The organism is Rossellomorea sp. YZS02 (assembly GCF_033963925.1).
Lineage (GTDB): Bacteria > Bacillota > Bacilli > Bacillales > Bacillaceae_B > Rossellomorea.
The window spans coordinates 1-18521 of record NZ_JAXBLY010000029.1; the positions used below are offsets into that span (position 1 = coordinate 1).

The window sequence follows — 18521 nt, forward strand, 5'->3', positions numbered from 1 at the left end:
AAAATGGCGGTCCGGACGGGACTCGAACCCGCGACCTCCTGCGTGACAGGCAGGCATTCTAACCAACTGAACTACCGGACCAAAGTTTTTTCGCGTTAGCGAAAATAACTATCCTTACCTTGCTTATGCAAAGAAAATGTATTTTACTCCCCTTAGATGATCTGCTAAACCAGCAATCTTTCAATTAGGAAATAAAATATGACCCATACGGGATTCGAACCCGTGTTACCGCCGTGAAAGGGCGGTGTCTTAACCGCTTGACCAATGGGCCATGACAAGAAAAATGGTGAGCCATGAAGGACTCGAACCTTCGACCCTCTGATTAAAAGTCAGATGCTCTACCAACTGAGCTAATGGCTCTCTAAGTATATATAAACACGACTCGAAGGCTTGATCAAAGCCTCTTTCGTGACAACGAAATTAATATTATCACAGTATGATTGTCGAGGGCAACAGTTTTTTTGGTTTTTTTGTCGAAAATTATTTCTCGGGGAATAATTTGGTCAATAATGGCTAATAGGGGAAATGATTTTCACTAAAATGGACGCCCACCACACAAAAAAGACCCGCCACCAAAGCAGCAGATCTCCATCCTAAACAATATCAATAAGTCAAACTAGCCGCCACAACCAATCCCACGACAATCGACGCTGAGAACAGGCTAAATCCTATGGCGATGTTTCCTTCTTCCACTTTCTTAGCAAGGCTTGTGCGTGGAGTCAGAACAAATTCGATGATCCAGTAGGCAATGACTTGGGTCGCGATTCCGATCAAGCCCCAAATAAACGCATCAAGTAAATTAAGGCTGTTCGCCCATACGGTGTAGATGACGATCGCGAGCCCGATGGCTTTTCCCCATAGTTTCAAGGCTACCGCAATGTTTCCTTCTTTAATTAACTTCGCTTCTGAGAATTTTGTGGTGAAGGCGAAGACAGTGACACCGAGGATCATTAGTCCAAGGCCTGTTCCGACGTGGGCCAGAAAGCTGAGTAGGGCTTCACTTGTTATGATTTGCATGTGTTTCTCTCCTTTTTATTTCTCCTGTATTCCTACAGACAGAAAGTATGATTCGTTATCAGTGATGGCGTTTCCGGCTCTAATCCCAATGGCGCCGGGATTGCCGTTGATGATGAAGCTTCCCACCATCAGGCTTGCTTCCTTTTCCCCTTCATCTGTTGTGATCACCGCGACAGGAAGGGGGCAGAATTGTTGATAGACAGGCAGCGTCTGTTTATACGTTTCATTTTTGTCTTCAAGTAACACCTTTCCTGACGCTTCCAGGATCTTGACTGTATCTCCTTCACGGCCGAATGCCGGTTTTTGTACGTACGTCATCCCGCTTTTCTCGAACGTTTCAGAGTCCAGATAGGTTGGAAGGAGGTAGCGGTCAATCCATTGATGTTCTTCTTCCGTGAAAAAGGTGCTTCCTTCTTCATGAAGTCCCCAGATGAGTGCCTGCACCCCTTTTGACTGCAGCAAAAAGGCCGATGGTGGGTTCAAGACAGCCAGCTTGTTGTCCAAAACCAATTGCATCAGTTCCTGTCCGACTTTTTCTTTTGTCAGTGGATCCTGATCGTCAACGAGATGCTCAATGGGATAGGTTTGCCGGTATAGGACATCGATTCGCTCCCCACCCGGTGTGAATAGTCCCTCGTCCCGTATTTGCAGCTGATCGAGGCTGACATATTCTGAAGGGACGTCGGCAAGCTTCTGGATATACTTTGTAGTGAGGTGATCTTCTTCATGATCGGCATGGGACGTAAAGACGATCTTTGCGTCGCCCTCCCTTTGAAGGGACTGCCAGGAAGATAAGAGACCGCGTTTCAATTCTTTGGATAACTGTTCTCCCATACCTGCATTCGGATTGGTGCAATCGAAATACTCACAGACCTTTTCATTTACATGATAAAGCTCTTTAATGAAAGTAGGCGTATCACTATTAAATTCTAATAGTTTTATATCTCCATTTGATACGACGAAATCAAATCTCCCAATGATACATTCTTGAGGTATGGACTTACATTTTATATATGAGAGGGATTCTTCAGGATATCCCAGTTCGAGAAGGGTTTCATCATCCAGCTCCCGAAGCAGATCTGCCGTTTTGTCAAAAATGGCGTACACACGCTTTGATGCTTCTTGTATGGCCAAAATGGTATCATGCGATGTCTGATGGATATCCAATAAAGCGTATTCTAAGTCATATAAATCATGCCAGAAATCAGGAATATCTTTATAGAATTCTCTTCTTTTATCACGGTGCATATTTACCCTCCAAATCCACCTTTAGAGCCGCTTCCTATACCTGATTTATAGCTCTTTGAGTAGGATTTATAGCTTGGTGAGCTTTTCAGCCCGGATTTATTTTTATAATACTTTCCTCCATAGAAATAGTGGCCGTAATGGGAGGATCGATCATCATCGCAGTAATAAGTCCCGCTCTCATCATCCCAATCCCAATCGTCACAGTCTACGTCCGTCGGTTCCGGCGGGAGGTCCTGGTTCCCACAGCCGCTGACAGATATCGCCATGACAGAGGCGGCCACTCCCGCCATCATTTTTTTCGTTTTGTTCATTTTCTTTCCTCCTCCAGCTTATATCCCGTTGCCTTTACATATAGTAGATACACATAGCGATCCTCATCTATCTCAGCAGAGTCGCGTTCCCATTCGACTCCGTCTATATAATAATAAACGGAACCGATGACGCTTAGAATATCAAGATGAAAATCATGATGTTCTATTTTTAGGATGGGATTATTTTTCCGTTGATTGAGCTCACGAATTTCAAGTACCAATCGTTCCGGTGGAAATAAAGGGTCATTCAGAGGTTCTTCCTCATAGGTTTCCACATAAATGACGAATACGTTGCCTTCTATGGAAGAAGAAAGCTGTCGATAGGTGACCCCTTCCTTCACAAAGAACTCACATTCCCTTCTTGCGAGAATCTGTTCAAGCTCTATATCGGGGTAGTGATAAATGGGCTCGAAGGTGTCGTTTCCTTTTCTCAATCGATATTCTAATATCGGTTCTTTCATTTCGTGGCAGCCTCCTACAATGATTTCTTTAAACTATACGAACCAGTAATGAAAAGGTTTCATTTTCCAGAAGTTCATTGGTATGATTGAACTATGATTTTTTAAAAAAGGAGGGTATGTATGATTATTTTCCAAAGGATTTGGAAGCAAATCACGAAGATGGACTTCGGGTTCATTTTTCTATTATCACTGATTATCGTCCTGATTGGAACCGTTGGCAGTCATTTTTTGGAACCTGAAACCTTTCCATCACTTTTCGACGGGTTCTGGTGGACGATGACGACCTTGACGACAGTCGGGTATGGAGATTATTTTCCCGTTTCGGTTGGAGGGCGGATGCTTGGAATTTTCCTCTTTATCTTCGGGATCGGGATCATCGGGGTATTGATCAGTAAAACCGTCGATTCAATCACCACGTTTCAGAAATTCAAAAGGGAGGGAAAATTAGTGTATACATATGAAGATCATTATATTTACATCAATTGGTCCAAGAAGACGGAAAGGGCCATTGAAGAGATTCTTGTCCATGTGCCCGATGCTGAAATTGTCCTTATCGACATGCTTCCCATCACTCCGATTGAGCATGAGCAGGTCCATTTCATCCAGGGGGATCCATCAGATGAAAATGTATTATTGAAGGCCAATATCTTTGAAGCGAAGCGGGTCGCCATCTTCTCCGATTCTAAAATCGAAGACCCTTCCCTTATAGATGGGAAGACTTTATTAATTGCTTCAGCTGTCGAAGGCTTATCCAAAACCCATGAGCGGGAGGTCCATACAATCGTAGAAGTATCGGAGGATCGGCATATTCCGAAATTCCAGCATATCGCCGTAGAGGATTTCATTCTTTCCAATGATTCAGTTTCACTTCTGATGGCGAAAGCTACCCTGCATCCCGGGACGACTGCCCTGTTCAGACAGCTCTTGAGTAAACGATACGGCAACAATATTCACGAATTCAGCGTGAAGGAAACATGGAAGACCGTCAAGCAGGCATCTGAGGAGCTACTTGAGAAAGGAGCCATTCTTCTTGCTGTAAATGACAATATGGATTTCAGCGATGCCATGAATCAGGAACTCCATCCGGAAGATACGTTGTATGTTGTCTGTCATGATCGTGTGTACGAACAATTGACACAATAAAAAAACTCTCAGCCTTGTTAGAAGGCTGAGAGTTTTTTCAAATTATTAATTCGGGCTCCATACGCTTCGAACGACATTCGTTTGAGAGCGGTCAGGACCGACTGAGAAGATGGAAAGAGGAATTCCTGTTAATTGAGAAACGCGCTCTAAGTAGTGACGTGCGTTTTCAGGAAGATCCGTCAGCGTCTTGCATCCAGTGATGTCTTCCGTCCAGCCTGGAAGCTCTTCATACACTGGCTCACATTCAGCTAAGATGTTCAGGTTAGCCGGGAATTCTTCCATGACTTCACCTTTGTATTTGTAAGCGACACAGATCTTCAATGTTTCGATACCCGTCAGGACGTCGATTGAATTTAGTGAAAGATCCGTTAGCCCGCTGACACGGCGTGCGTGGCGTACAACTACACTGTCGAACCAGCCGACACGGCGGGGACGTCCAGTCGTTGTACCGTATTCACGGCCGACTTCACGGATTTGATCTCCGATTTCGTTGTTTAATTCTGTAGGGAAAGGTCCGTCCCCAACACGGGTTGTATATGCTTTTGAAACACCAACTACGTGATTGATTTTTGTTGGGCCAACTCCAGAGCCGATGGTCACTCCACCAGCTACCGGGTTTGAAGATGTAACAAACGGGTATGTACCTTGATCGATATCAAGCATAACCCCTTGAGCCCCTTCGAATAAAACGCGACGGCCGTTATCGATGGCATCGTTTAATACAACGGATGTATCGACAACATAGTGCTTGATCTGCTGACCGTACTCATAGTACTCATCCAGGATGTCTTCAATGTTGAAGCCTTCTGTTTCATAGAACTTTTCGAAAAGGCGGTTTTTCTCTTCCAGGTTGCGTGCAAGCTTTTCTTCGAACGATTGACGATCCAGAAGATCTGCGATACGGATTCCGACACGTGCTGCTTTATCCATATAAGCAGGACCGATTCCTTTTTTCGTTGTACCGATTTTGTTGGCACCTTTACGTTCTTCGTCGATTTCATCCAGTTTCAAATGGTATGGAAGAATCACGTGTGCACGATTGCTGATTCTAAGATTGTCTGTTTTCACATCGCGATCGTGAAGATACTTCAACTCTTTCACAAGAGCTTTCGGATCGACAACCATCCCATTACCGATGACGGATGTTTTTTCGTTATAGAATATACCTGATGGAATTAAGTGTAATTTATATGTTTCACCGTCAAACTTAATCGTATGACCCGCGTTGTTCCCACCTTGGTAACGCGCGATAACTTCTGCATGTTCAGAAAGGAAGTCAGTGATCTTTCCTTTTCCTTCGTCTCCCCATTGCGTTCCTACTACTACTACTGAAGACATATTAAGCACCTCCGACGGGAATTAGTATTCCCTCTTTTATCAAACAAACTCATTTTATCAACACCCAATGTGAAAGTCAATGAAAACACGAACGTTTATTTAGTTGATTATATTTATGTTCGTATAATTTCGGGCTTTTGACCTAAAAAACCTTTGTTTGAGCAATTTGATCCTACTGGCTCTGTTCAATATGCATATTCTTGATTGTCAGGGGAATCACTCCCTTTCCGCGAACGTTCGGCAAATTTAAGTAATGTAACTCAACACAATCCAGCGAATGGATTTGTCCCGTTTAAGAAACGCATGCCATGAAAGTTGATTGTAGCGGAAGGTGCTCGACTCCTGCGGGAAACGCTGGACAGGTGAGACCCCACAGGGCGAAGCCCGAGGAGGCTCACCGCCAGCCCCGCGGAAAGCGAGTACCTGTAGCGGAGATCAACCAGCCACTTTCCTTTTTTAAATGGTATTAAGGCATGTTCAGTCAGATTTTATGGCGCAATATAAAATCTTTTGCTAATCTAAAATAAGCATTTTGAATTTTACATACAATTTAATACTGAGGTGACGATGATATGATAAAACGATTTTTCAGTTATTACCGTCCACATCGACGGCTTTTTTATATTGATTTTGCCTGTGCGGTGCTGGTTGGGCTTTTAGAACTGGGGTTTCCCATGGCGGTATCCTGGTTCATTGATTCCCTTTTGCCTGATGGAAACTGGAGTACTATTCTGGCTGTTTCGGCAGGTCTTCTGGTTCTGTATCTCTTAAGTTCCTCCATGCAGTTCGTGGTAAACTACTGGGGACATAAACTCGGGATCAATATTGAGACGGATATGAGGCGGGAATTGTTCCATCATGTACAGAGACAATCGTTCCGCTTTTTTGATAATACGAAAACAGGGCATATCATGAGCCGGGTGACAAATGACCTGATGGATATCGGGGAGCTTGCCCACCATGGTCCTGAAGACTTGTTCATCGCGGTCATGACCTTTATCGGGGCGTTTTGGATCATGCTGACGATCAATATGGAGCTTGCCCTGGTGGCGATTATCATTGTTCCATTCCTGGTGTGGCTGATTTCATATTCTAATATCAAAATGAACGCTGCCTGGACGAAGATGTATGGGAATATAGCGGACGTCAACAGCCGCGTCGAGGACAGCGTGTCCGGGGCCAGGGTGGTTCAATCGTTCACGAATGAATCCTATGAGATGGAACGATTCAACGAGAATAATCAATTTTTCCGCAAGTCCAAATTGAAAGCTTATAACGTGATGAGCGTCAATTTATCAGGGATTTATATTACGACACGTTTAATGACGTTGATCATCCTTGTATATGGAGCCTGGTTAAGCTTCTCCGGTGTCCTGTCTTACGGAGAACTTGTTGCCTTCATCCTTTATATCAATGTCCTGTTTAAACCGATCGACAAGATTTCCGCCCTTCTTGAGCTGTATCCGAAAGGAATGGCAGGATTTAAGCGTTTCACCGAGCTCATGGATATGGAGCCCGATATTGAAAATCGTCCACATGCCATTGAAGTTGCCACATTAAGAGGAGATATCGCCTTTGACGACGTGACCTTTGGCTATGAGCCTGACCGGCCAATACTGAACGATTTATCCTTTACCATCCAATCAGGGCAGACGGTCGCATTTGTAGGACCCTCCGGTGCAGGAAAGACGACAATTTGCTCATTGATTCCCCGCTTTTATGATATAGGAAGAGGAGCTATCACGATTGATGGCATCGATATCCGTGAGATGACGAAGGAATCCCTTCGTTCCCAGATCGGAATCGTCCAGCAGGATGTTTTCTTATTCACAGGAACGCTCAGGGAAAATATCGCCTATGGAAAACTCGATGCCACGCAGGAAGAAATCGAGGAAGCGACGAGACGTGCTCACCTGACGGATCTTATTGCCTCCCTTCCCGATGGATACGATACCCAGATCGGGGAGAGGGGACTGAAGCTGTCAGGAGGACAAAAGCAGCGCTTGTCCATTGCCCGGATGTTCCTTAAGAATCCGAGAATCCTGATACTTGATGAGGCCACTTCCGCACTGGATACAGAAACGGAAGCCATCATCCAGGAGGCCCTCAATGAATTGGCAAAAGACCGGACCACCCTTGTCATCGCCCACCGTCTTGCAACCATTCGGAAGGCTGACCGGATTCTCGTCGTGACCGAGGATGGGATTGCTGAAGATGGTACTCATGAAGAGCTCCTCTCTAGAGAAGATGGAATCTTTATGAGGCTTCATGCTCATCAGCATGCTACTATCCTATAAACAAAAAAATCCAGGCTATGCCTGGATTTTTTCTATTAAGCCGGAGCGTCGTCAAACCGCCGTTCCAGATTCACGAATTTGTTGTATTCTTTCACGAACGCCAAGGACACGTTCCCGACCGGGCCGTTACGCTGCTTGGCGATGATGATTTCAATGATGTTCTTGTTTTCAGCTTCTTTATCATAGTAATCTTCACGGTAAAGGAAGGCTACGATATCCGCATCCTGCTCGATACTTCCTGATTCACGGATATCGGACATCATCGGACGCTTATCCTGACGTTGCTCCACTCCACGGGAGAGCTGGGATAAGGCGATGACGGGCACTTGCAGTTCACGGGCCAATCCTTTCAGTGAACGGGAGATTTCCGAAACCTCCTGCTGACGGTTTTCGCCAGAACGGCCGCTACCCTGGATCAGCTGCAAGTAGTCGATCAAGATCATCCCTAGTCCGTGTTCCTGGGCAAGGCGGCGGCATTTGGAACGAATTTCCCCGACTTTGATACCCGGCGTATCATCAATATAAATTCCTGCATTTGAGAGGCTTCCCATGGCCATGGTCAGCTTTCTCCAATCTTCGTCTGTCAGATCACCGGTACGGAGATTCTGCGCGTTGATGTTGCCTTCTGCACACAGCATACGCATGACGAGCTGTTCCGCACCCATCTCGAGTGAAAAGATGGCGACATTTTCCTTGGCCTTTACAGCGACGTTTTGAGCGATGTTCAAGGCAAAGGCTGTCTTACCCATGGAAGGACGTGCTCCTACAATGATCAAATCATTTCGCTGGAATCCTGCCGTCATATGATCAAGATCGGCGAATCCTGTTGAAATACCCGTTACGTCGCCTTTTCGATTGGTCAAGGTTTCGATATTATCATACGTTCGCACGAGTACATCTTTAATATTGTGGAATGCCCCTGCATTTTTACGCTGGGCCACTTCCATGATGTTTTTTTCCGCTTCGCTCAGAAGGCTGTCCACTTCATCTTCCCGGGCATATCCATCAGAAGCGATATCGGTGGCCGTACGGATCAATCGGCGCAACAATGATTTCTCTTCCACAATCTTTGCGTAGTATTCGATATTAGCGGCCGTTGGAACCGAAGCGGCAAGTTCACTCAAATAAGCGACTCCGCCTACATCTTCCAGTTCTTTCGCAGCCGCAAGTTCCTCTGTCACCGTAATCAGGTCGACGGCTTTTCCTCCGTCACCCAGATTCAGCATGACATTGTATATCCGCTGGTGAGAATGGCGATAAAAATCCTCTGGAATCAATATTTCCGAGGTGGTCGTCAATGCACTGGGCTCAAGGAAAATGGCCCCTAATACCGCTTGTTCAGCCTCGATATTCTGAGGTGGAACCCGGTCCTGAAACATTTCATTCATTTATGCTCAAGCCTCCCTTACGACTTTCATGATCTATATAAAAACAGAATGGTATTCTACCGAAAAAATGTGATCAGGATAAAATCCAGATCACATTTTATATCAAACTATATTCATTTTAACATGTTTTGCTCAAAATGAAGTTACCAAATTTCGTATATTCTAATGGAAGACTATTCTTCCGTTACGTGCACCTTTAATGTTGCCGACACATCCGTATGCAGTTTCACTGGCACATTCGTGTAGCCAAGGGCGCGGATGGCGTCGTTCATTTCAATCTTACGTTTATCGATCTTGATGTCATGCGCTTTTTTCAACTCATCAGCGATTTGCTTGCTTGTGATGGATCCGAATAAACGGCCGCCTTCACCAGACTTCGCTTTCATCTCGACCGTAATGTCCTCTAATGTCGCTTTTAATTTTTTCGCCTCTTCCAGTTCTTCTTGAGCGACTTGCTTTTCTTTCTTCTTTTGACCCTCAAGTTGACCCATGTTCGCGTTTGTTGCTTCAACAGCTAAACCTTTTTTCAATAAAAAGTTATGTGCATAGCCGTCCGCTACGTTTTTCACTTCACCTTTTTTTCCTTTACCTTTAACATCTTTTAAGAAAATGACTTTCATATCTCTTTTCTCCCTTCAAAATAATCATTTAATGCTTCTTTAAGCTGCTCTTCCGCTTCAAGGACCGATACCTGCTTGATTTGGGTGGCGGCATTGGTCAAGTGACCTCCGCCGTTCAGGTTCTCCATGATGATCTGTACGTTAACATCACCCAGTGAACGGGCACTGATACCGATTGTATCAGGATCCCGCTTCGAGATGACGAATGACGCGATGACTTCATCCATGGTCAATAAGGTGTCTGCTGCCTGGGCGATAAGAACGGGATCATATATGACATCATCCTCCGCTTTTGCGATGGCGACCCCTTCACGGAAGAATTTGACCGATTCGATTAACCGTGAACGCTTGATGTACGTATCGACATCCTCTTTGAGGAACTTCTGAACGAGCACGGTGTCCGCTCCCTGAGCCCGCAGATAAGAGGCTGCATCGAATGTTCTCGATCCCGTCCTGAGCGTAAAGCTCTTTGTATCGACGATGATTCCTGCCAAGAGCGACGTAGCTTCGAGCATCGTGATTTTCTCGTGCTTCGGCTGATACTCGAGTAACTCTGTCACAAGCTCCGCCGTAGAGGAAGCGTACGGTTCCATGTAGACAAGCAGCGGGTTCTTAATGAAATCTTCACCACGGCGATGATGATCGATGACGACGACTTTATCCACTTTATTTAACAGCTTTTCTTCAATGACGAGAGAAGGCTTATGGGTATCCACCACAACGAGCAACGTATCGTCCGTCGCCATTTCAAGTGCTTCCTCAGGGGTGATGAAACGCGGATGAAGATCTGAGTTTGCTTTGATTTCCTTCATCAACCGTTTTACACCGTTGTCGATCTCATTAAAGTTCAGGACGACATAGCCTTCACGCTGATTCATCTGGGCCACTTTACGGATTCCGATTGCCGCTCCGATGGCGTCCATATCGGGATGCTTGTGCCCCATGATGATGACCTTGTCGCTTTCGATCATGATCTCCTTCAATGCATGGGAAATGACTCGGGCCCGGACCCGGGTGCGTTTTTCCATCGGATTGGTTTTCCCGCCATAGAATTTGACCTTTCCGTTGGTCTGCTTGATCGCCACCTGGTCTCCACCACGGCCCAATGCAAGGTCAAGACTTGACTGAGCAAGTGTCCCGAGCTCAGGAAGGGAAGAAACCCCTGTCCCGACACCTATACTTAATGTGAGGGGAACATTCTGCTTCGAAGTCGTATCTCTTACATCATCGAGGATTCCGAATTTTTCCTTCTCCAGCACTTGAAGGATCTTCTCATTTATGACGGCGATGAAACGCTCCGAAGATACCCTCTTCAAGAACACGCCGTATTCTTTGGCCCACTTATTCAAGATGGATGTCACGAGGCTGTTCAAGCTGCTTCTCGTCTGGTCATCCATGCCTTGTGTCAGTTCATCATAGTTATCTAGAAAGATGATTCCAATATTCGTTCGTTCATCATGATATTGCTTTTCTATTTCTTTCTGTTCTGTAACATCAAAGAAGTAGAGTAGTTTTTCTTTGAGCTTCAATACGACGTGATACTTTCTCTCATTAATCGTCACGATTTCCGAATCGACTTCCTGCTTGATTAATGGAACAAGAGATTCTGCCACATCGTATAGGGATCTTCCAACCACCGTGTCTTCATTGAAACATGAGGCCAGAAAAGGATTCGTCCATTCTATGTAATATTCATCATTGATCAGCATGATCCCAATGGGCATCTCCATGAGTGCTTCTTCCCCTACACGCTTTACACGATAGGATAGAGTGGAGATATATTCCTCTGTTTCGTCATGAGACCTTCTCTCGAAATAAAATGCGAGAAAATACACGATTCCAAAGACAATCAACCCTATTAACGAAATGATCCATTGGTAAAAGGCAACCGATACTAACAATAGAGCTGTCAATATAGCAAGTCCGTACAACGGGTAGCGGATCATTCGCTTATTAAAATAAGATGGCATGATTTCAGCTCCTGGAACTTAAATTTCTATGACTTACGTTGTAGGCGTTGTCTTAGATCAAATCCTAAGTCAATTATACCTAAAATTCGCACGAGATAAAGGAGAGGAATCGAAATGATTGTAATTAATACCAAAATTCCTTTGGACCATCCTTTCACATGAGCAAAGAAATAGATGAAAGACAGCCCTTGAACGGCCATTAACGACTGAAGCACATACAGGACATTGATCAATGCTGTATAAGCGTATGTCCCTTTCTCCGGTTGAAGGATCATGGAAAGTACAAGAGTAATCAAATAATACCAAAGAATGCTCTTAGGAAGCTTCCATTCCCTGAATGGTTTGAATACCGGCACATCTCTTCCCAGACGCTTCATGATCGGGAAATTGATTACGATAAATAACAAAGCCAAGACAACCGAGATCCCGACAAACAATGTCGGCATTAAGGTTTGAACGAGATCAATCGAGCTCTCCAGGCTATCGACCAGCTTTTTGTCCGGTTCCTGGCCAAGAGATTCAAATAAAGAATAATAAGCAGCCTTCGATTCTTTCAGGCTGTCTTCAATAATATTCACACCTAAGAATAGAATCGAAACGACGAATCCAATCACAATATTCAGGACAAGTGTCAGACTCGCTGCCATAAACAGTCTCATCTTATCTACTTTTGCTTTCACACACCAGCCAATGACGACACCGGTCGTAGCCACCATAAAGGCAACCGGCAGTGCAAGCAGTCCGCCAAATAAGAAAGAAAGACCAAGTGATCCGATCAATACAACCATCGAATTCCATAGCGAGTACTTGGAACTGAATAGTATAAGGGGGAGGGGCAGCACAAAAAATGCCAGCGTCCCAATAAGCGGAACATATAAACTCAATAACATTAACACAGTAAAGATGGCGAGCATCAGCGCACCTTCAGTCAACACACGGGGATTCCTCACTCAAAACGCTCCTTACGATAAAATAAACAACATACAATAGCACTATCATATCAATTTTAAAGATAGATTTCATCTTATGGGGACTCGGAAGACATGACAAGCCTATCGTGACTGCGACGGGTGGGTGCTTTTTGGAGAACTTGTGCCGCTTTCCGATAAACTTGTGTCAAAATTTGAGGATCAATGACTATGATCGTTTATCATCTTTATTTTGACAAAAAAGAGGGAAGCCCTCTCAACAATGCTACATTCTCCATCTACTCTAGTATGCACTCACTTTAAAAAGGAGTATACGTAGTAGATAAAGAATGGCAGTGTCGGGCCCCCCTCTATCGCAACTATGATATTTTAAATTGTTCGATCGATGTTTGAAGTTCTTGGCTTAAGTCCGTCAGGCGTTCAGCCGCTTCTGTAACGGATTGAACGGCCCTGACCTGCTCTTCTGTCGAAGCACTCATTTCCTCGCAGGAAGCGGCTGTTTGTTCGGCTGTTGCAGCCATCATTTGAATGACGTTGACCACTTCATCCTTTTCAAGGTTGAGCTGGCCTACTTCGTTATACATATTCTCGATTTCACGCTGCATGGATTTCATGAGGTGTGAAGTTTGATCGAATACGTGATTCGTCTTTTGAATCACATCACTTTGAACCTCGAATGTTTCTTTCGTTTTCAACATTTCATCCACTGCCTGGTGAGATCCCTGTTGAATTTCAACGATTGTACGCTTTACTTCTTCCGTTGCCTTTACCGACTGGTCTGCAAGCTTACGTACTTCCTCTGCTACCACAGCGAACCCTTTGCCGTGTTCACCGGCTCTTGCGGCTTCAATGCTCGCATTAAGGGCAAGCAGATTCGTTTGGGAAGAGATTTCAGTGATTGTCCCCATCACTGATTCAATCGTTTTCACTTTTGCTTCCAGGCTAATAATGACTTTCTCCATGGATGCGATATACTCACTTGAAGAATGGTAGGCATTTTCTAATTCTTTTACCTGATTTAACCCGGACTGGTTCATTTCATCGGCCTGACCAGCTAGTTGAGACATCGCTTTAGACTTTTCATACACCCCATCAATCCTGGTGCCAAGCTGCTCTGTCTGATGGTGGGCACGGTCTGAGTCAGCTGCTGACTGAGAGGCACCGCTCGCAATCTCAGAAACGGCACGTGCCATTTCTTCACTGGATGCATTCGTCTCTTCCGATACGGCACTTAATCCTTCCGCGGACTCACGCACGTTATAAATCGATGCCTGAACCACTTTAATTGTCTCTTTCATATTCAGGATCATCTTATTTAAATCCATCGCCAGTAAACCTGTTTCATCTTTCGTTTTGATTGAAGATTGAATGGATAAATCACCTGACGAAACGTTTGTGACCGTTTTTTGAAGGTTTTTAATCGGTTTTGTCATCATATTGGCTACAATAACTACCAATATGAGCATGATAACCAGTGTAACAAGCGCTGTAATAAGAAGTAAGCGTTCAATATCTTTCGAGGATTGGATGAGATCTTCCATACTATAAGCGGATCCCACTTTCCAGTTCGTCTTTGGAACTGTACTGTATACCAATACTTTTTTATCGCCTTCCAGCTCATATCGGATCGTGTCCGATTCTTTTTCTGATTTCAGCATTTTGCTGATGAATGGTAATGTAGAAAGATTCTCACCACGCTTGGTAGGATGAACAATGGCCGTACCGTCAAGACCGATTAAAAACGGGTAGCCGTTATACCCAATCTCCATTTTGGAAACCCTGTCGGTAAGTTTGGATAAATTGATATCCACACCCAGTACACCGACTACTTTATTTTCGGATACAATCGCCCTTGAAGCTGTAATGATGTATTCTTCCGTTGCCGTGTCTACATATGGTTCACTCCAAACGACACCGGCCCTTGCTTCTGCAGCGTTTTTATACCAGTCCCTGCTCGTGGGATCAAAGTCGCTTGGCAGTGATACAGAAGGAACGATTTTCAACTTCTTATTTGGTGATGCAAAGTAGATGGAAGTGGCTTCTTCATATAGACTCAGATAATTATCAAAGTCTGACTGGATATTGGCGTATAGTTCCGTATCAGAGGCTTCCTGATTTTTTTGCATCTGTGCCTTTGCATAGTCCTTCAAAGAGTTTGAGATAGAATATTGATCGATACTCTTTTCGTACTGTCCAAGGAACAGCTGTACGGAATTATTGAGTTCTCCCACAATCCCCTGAGTCTGACTGATGACCTCATCCTCCGTTTTCATTCTTGTCTGCCAGCTGGTAATAGAGATGATGACAGCCAAGGAAACCATAAATAAAATAGAGATGATGACAATAAGCTTCATTCTGATGGATGATAAAATAAAACCTTTCTTGCGGTCTGTCTTCATTTTGTTTCTCTTTTTCTTCAACGAAATTCCCCCTTTTACGACAAAAAGCCTCTATGTATACACCCTTATACATCGACATTTTTCTGCAATTCTTTATAGCCGGGGGAAAATCTGTATGTTAATAGACATAAAAAAAGCAGCAGAGACAAGTCTCTGCTGCTTTTCAATCGATGAAATTATTCACCAGTAACGTATGGAAGTAATGCCATTGTACGAGCGCGTTTGATCGCACGAGTCAACTTACGTTGGTACTTAGCGTTCGTTCCAGTTACACGACGTGGAAGAATCTTTCCACGTTCAGATACGAATTTCTTAAGAAGATCAACATCTTTGAAATCGATATGTGTAATTCCGTTTGCTGTGAAGTAGCATACCTTACGGCGTCTACGTCCACCTCTACGTCCTCCTGCCATTTGTTTCGCCTCCTATCTTGTTAGGTTTGATATCGTTCGTTTAGAATGGCAGATCATCATCGGAAATGTCGATCGGCTGACCGTCATTCGCGAATGGATCCTCATCTACACGTGTATAGTTGTTGTTATTATTGTTGTTGCGCTGTTGATTCTGATTCTGACTATACGGATTTCCTTGGTCGCGTTGACCTCCACCCGAATAGCCCGGACTTCCTCCACGATCGCCTTGATTCGCACTACGCGGTTCCAAGAACTGAACGCTTTCTGCTACGACTTCCGTCATAAACACACGGCGTCCATCCTGTCCTTCGAAATTACGTGTTTGAATACGACCGTCAACGCCAGCTAAGCTGCCTTTTTTAAGAAAGTTTGCTACATTCTCTGCAGGGCGACGCCATACAACGCAGTTAATAAAATCTGCTTCCCGTTCTCCTGATTGATTCGTAAAACTACGATTGACAGCCAGGGTGAACGAAGCAACAGCCACTCCACTTGGAGTATATTTTAATTCAGGGTCTTTGGTTAAACGCCCTACTAATACAACTCGGTTCATCATCAGAATCAACCCCTTCCTTCTAATTTACTGTTTCACGTGAAACAGATGATAGAAGTGTATATCTTAAAAAACGTACGGATTATTCTTCTTCTTTAACAACGATATGACGGATAATATCATCGCTGATTTTAGCTAAACGATCGAATTCGTTAACTGCATCAGAAGTAGCGCTCATCTTAACTAGTTGATAGAAACCATCGCGAAAATCGTTGATTTCATACGCTAAACGACGTTTACCCCAATCTTTTGACTCGATGATTTCCGCGCCGTTAGTTGTTAAAACGTTATCGAAACGCTCAACTACTGCTTTCTTTGACTCGTCGTCAATGTTTGGGCGGACAATGTACATAACTTCGTACTTTCTCATCTTAATGTCACCTCCTCGTGGTCTATGCGGTCCTTTCTTTGTGAAAGAACAAGGAGCAATGCGTTCATTACTCACGAAATAAAATTATAGCATAGGTTCTCTATTATTGCAATATGACGTAAAAAAAAGACTAGAATTGGGATTCTAGTCTTTTTAAGGTTAATCGTTGTTGCGTTTAAAGGAGCGAGTGCTGGTTGATTTCCACTCCAGGTGCTCGCTTTCCGCGGGGCGTGAGTTGAGCCTCCTCGGGCTGTGCCCTGTGGGGTCTCAACTTTCCCGCTATTCCCGCACGGGTCGAGCACCTTCCGTTACAATCAACTATGAGTGTGGGCTATAACTGAAATAGATCTAATACAAGTTTAAGAAAATAATTGTCTCTAAATGAGCCAAAGTTCATTTCACTCTCATCTTTGGTTAATACTAACCACCAGCCCTAACTGATTCTTTCGGAATACAGCACAACATTTTAAACACAAAGGTTAGATGAATTTCAGATAAACTTACACATTAAAACGGAAGTGGATGATGTCTCCGTCTTTTACTAGGTATTCTTTTCCTTCGAGGCGGACTTTTCCTGCTTCGCGGGCTGCTCCCATTGTTCCGGCTGCTACGAGGTCTTCATAGGAGACGGTTTCGGCACGGATGAATCCTCTTTCGAAGTCGGTGTGGATGACTCCGGCACATTGAGGGGCTTTCATACCTTCGCGGAACGTCCAGGCACGGACTTCCTGGACACCTGCTGTGAAGTACGTAGCAAGTCCCAATAGAGAATAGGTAGCGCGAATCAGCTGATCAAGGCCGGATTCTTCAATTCCTAATTCCTGAAGGAACATCGCCTTTTCTTCATCATCAAGTTCAGCGATTTCAGATTCTATTTTCGCGCAGACCACGATCACTTCTGCGTTGTCGTCTTTTGCAAATTCACGTACTTTCTGAACATATTCGTTGTCAGAAGGATCCACGATTTCGTCTTCACTTACGTTTGCTACATATAATACAGGCTTGGAAGTCAGTAAGTGCAGCTGTTTCACAAGCTTCATTTGCTCATCCGAGAACTCGACTGTACGGGCTGGCTGTTCTGCTTCCAAGGCTTCTTTGATTTTCACAAGGATGTCGTGCTCAAATACCGCTTCTTTGTCTTTTTGTTTCGCCATTTTCTGAACTCTCGTAATTCGCTTATCAACCGTTTCAAGGTCAGCGAGAATCAATTCAAGGTTGATGACTTCAATATCCGCAATCGGATCCACTTTTCCGGATACGTGTGTGATATTATCATCCGCGAAACAACGGACAACCTGACAGATCGCATCCACCTGACGGATATGGGATAGGAATTTATTCCCTAATCCTTCACCTTTACTCGCCCCTTTTACAATCCCGGCAATATCGGTGAATTCGAAAGCAGTAGGAACTGTCTTCTTCGGGTCTACAAGTTCCGTTAATTTATCAAGACGGTGATCTGGAACCTCTACGATTCCTACGTTCGGATCGATAGTACAGAAAGGGTAGTTGGCAGATTCTGCACCTGCTTTTGTAATTGCGTTGAATAGAGTGGATTTCCCGACGTTGGGTAGTCCAACAATACCAGCTGTTAATGCCATTTTGGTCACTCCTCATATATTCTTGTCTATTAAAAAATCCTTTAAGATCGAAAAACACGTAATCGGTCGAACCTTTCACAATTATAGAGATAATAGAGGGAAAAGACAAGTGACGCTTACAGGCTCCCGCAGAAAATACGCCATAAAAAAAGCACTCAATCATTTAGAAACGACTGAATGCTCTGAGGCGACACTATTTAGGGCGCAAGATGGATTAGGTCAAAAGGATTATGGGTAAAAAAAGAATACTTATTCTTCTTCACCGCTTGAAATGACTTTTTTCATCTTCTTTGCAAAATCTTTTCTGGGGATCATGACACTGTGACCGCACCCGACACACTTGATGCGAATATCCATCCCCATACGGATCACTTTCCAGCGGTTCGTACCACATGGATGAGGTTTTTTCATTTCGACAATATCATTTAAGGTGAAAGTCTTTGGCTCCACTACCTATTCCTCC

At 44.2% G+C, this 18521-nt stretch carries 17 protein-coding genes and 3 tRNA genes; 2 read left to right on the top strand and 18 right to left on the bottom strand.

The annotated features are described in order from the left end of the window. Positions 1–4: 4 nt before the first annotated feature. The 7 genes from SLH55_RS21425 to SLH55_RS21455 all read right to left on the bottom strand — a co-directional run bounded on the left by SLH55_RS21425 (position 5) and on the right by SLH55_RS21455 (position 3037). Positions 5–81 (bottom strand) — tRNA-Asp (locus SLH55_RS21425). Positions 82–199: 118 nt separating this feature from the next. Next, a tRNA-Glu gene (locus tag SLH55_RS21430) sits at positions 200–271 on the bottom strand. 13 nt (positions 272–284) lie between these two features. Further along, positions 285–360: transfer RNA gene (locus tag SLH55_RS21435), tRNA-Lys, on the bottom strand. 243 nt (positions 361–603) lie between these two features. Beyond that, complete coding sequence (locus SLH55_RS21440) at positions 604–1017, bottom strand: DUF350 domain-containing protein (protein WP_219165553.1); 414 nt, start codon at positions 1015–1017, stop codon at positions 604–606. Positions 1018–1032: 15 nt separating this feature from the next. Then, positions 1033–2265: a glutathionylspermidine synthase family protein gene (locus SLH55_RS21445; RefSeq protein ID WP_219165554.1), complete on the bottom strand. Its 1233-nt coding sequence runs from the start codon at positions 2263–2265 to the stop codon at positions 1033–1035. 2 nt (positions 2266–2267) lie between these two features. Then, complete coding sequence (locus SLH55_RS21450; protein WP_219165555.1) at positions 2268–2576, bottom strand: hypothetical protein; 309 nt, start codon at positions 2574–2576, stop codon at positions 2268–2270. Further along, on the bottom strand, positions 2573–3037 hold the full coding sequence (locus SLH55_RS21455) for a hypothetical protein (RefSeq protein WP_320324425.1): 465 nt from the start codon (positions 3035–3037) through the stop codon (positions 2573–2575). Before SLH55_RS21455 ends, SLH55_RS21450 begins: the two co-directional genes overlap by 4 nt. A gap of 120 nt (positions 3038–3157) precedes the next feature. Between SLH55_RS21455 and SLH55_RS21460 the strand changes: the two genes are divergently transcribed. Continuing rightward, positions 3158–4180 (top strand): potassium channel protein, encoded by a 1023-nt coding sequence (locus SLH55_RS21460; RefSeq protein WP_257474828.1) that lies wholly within the window; start codon positions 3158–3160, stop codon positions 4178–4180. A 45-nt stretch (positions 4181–4225) separates the two neighbouring features. Here the strand turns inward: SLH55_RS21460 and SLH55_RS21465 are convergent, their stop codons facing one another. Beyond that, positions 4226–5518 (bottom strand): adenylosuccinate synthase, encoded by a 1293-nt coding sequence (locus SLH55_RS21465; RefSeq protein WP_219165557.1) that lies wholly within the window; start codon positions 5516–5518, stop codon positions 4226–4228. A 572-nt stretch (positions 5519–6090) separates the two neighbouring features. Here SLH55_RS21465 and SLH55_RS21470 point away from each other — a divergent pair. Further along, on the top strand, positions 6091–7815 hold the full coding sequence (locus SLH55_RS21470) for an ABC transporter ATP-binding protein (RefSeq protein ID WP_320324426.1): 1725 nt from the start codon (positions 6091–6093) through the stop codon (positions 7813–7815). A gap of 35 nt (positions 7816–7850) precedes the next feature. On the opposite strand, the gene dnaB is transcribed toward SLH55_RS21470, so the two are convergent. From dnaB to SLH55_RS21520, 10 genes are all read right to left on the bottom strand, one after another. Then, positions 7851–9203, bottom strand: coding sequence for a replicative DNA helicase (gene dnaB, locus SLH55_RS21475; RefSeq protein ID WP_034764791.1), 1353 nt, complete (start codon positions 9201–9203; stop codon positions 7851–7853). A gap of 173 nt (positions 9204–9376) precedes the next feature. Then, the gene (rplI, locus tag SLH55_RS21480; RefSeq protein WP_219165559.1) at positions 9377–9823 is read right to left on the bottom strand and encodes a 50S ribosomal protein L9; all 447 of its coding nucleotides are present in this window, start codon (positions 9821–9823) and stop codon (positions 9377–9379) included. Further along, a complete protein-coding gene (locus SLH55_RS21485; RefSeq protein WP_320324427.1) occupies positions 9820–11793 on the bottom strand; it encodes a DHH family phosphoesterase in 1974 nt (657 codons plus the stop codon). Before SLH55_RS21485 ends, rplI begins: the two co-directional genes overlap by 4 nt. 26 nt (positions 11794–11819) lie before the next feature. After that, a complete protein-coding gene (locus SLH55_RS21490; protein ID WP_320324428.1) occupies positions 11820–12743 on the bottom strand; it encodes a YybS family protein in 924 nt (307 codons plus the stop codon). Positions 12744–13081: 338 nt separating this feature from the next. Then, complete coding sequence (locus SLH55_RS21495; protein WP_320324429.1) at positions 13082–15142, bottom strand: methyl-accepting chemotaxis protein; 2061 nt, start codon at positions 15140–15142, stop codon at positions 13082–13084. Positions 15143–15297: 155 nt separating this feature from the next. Continuing rightward, positions 15298–15534, bottom strand: coding sequence for a 30S ribosomal protein S18 (rpsR, locus tag SLH55_RS21500; RefSeq protein ID WP_034764780.1), 237 nt, complete (start codon positions 15532–15534; stop codon positions 15298–15300). Positions 15535–15574: 40 nt separating this feature from the next. Next, a complete protein-coding gene (ssb, locus tag SLH55_RS21505; protein WP_034764778.1) occupies positions 15575–16090 on the bottom strand; it encodes a single-stranded DNA-binding protein in 516 nt (171 codons plus the stop codon). 79 nt (positions 16091–16169) lie between these two features. Further along, a complete protein-coding gene (rpsF, locus tag SLH55_RS21510; protein WP_034764776.1) occupies positions 16170–16457 on the bottom strand; it encodes a 30S ribosomal protein S6 in 288 nt (95 codons plus the stop codon). A gap of 500 nt (positions 16458–16957) precedes the next feature. Further along, on the bottom strand, positions 16958–18058 hold the full coding sequence (ychF, locus tag SLH55_RS21515) for a redox-regulated ATPase YchF (protein WP_320324430.1): 1101 nt from the start codon (positions 18056–18058) through the stop codon (positions 16958–16960). 249 nt (positions 18059–18307) lie between these two features. Then, a complete protein-coding gene (locus tag SLH55_RS21520; RefSeq protein WP_034764770.1) occupies positions 18308–18508 on the bottom strand; it encodes a DUF951 domain-containing protein in 201 nt (66 codons plus the stop codon). Positions 18509–18521 lie beyond the last annotated feature (13 nt).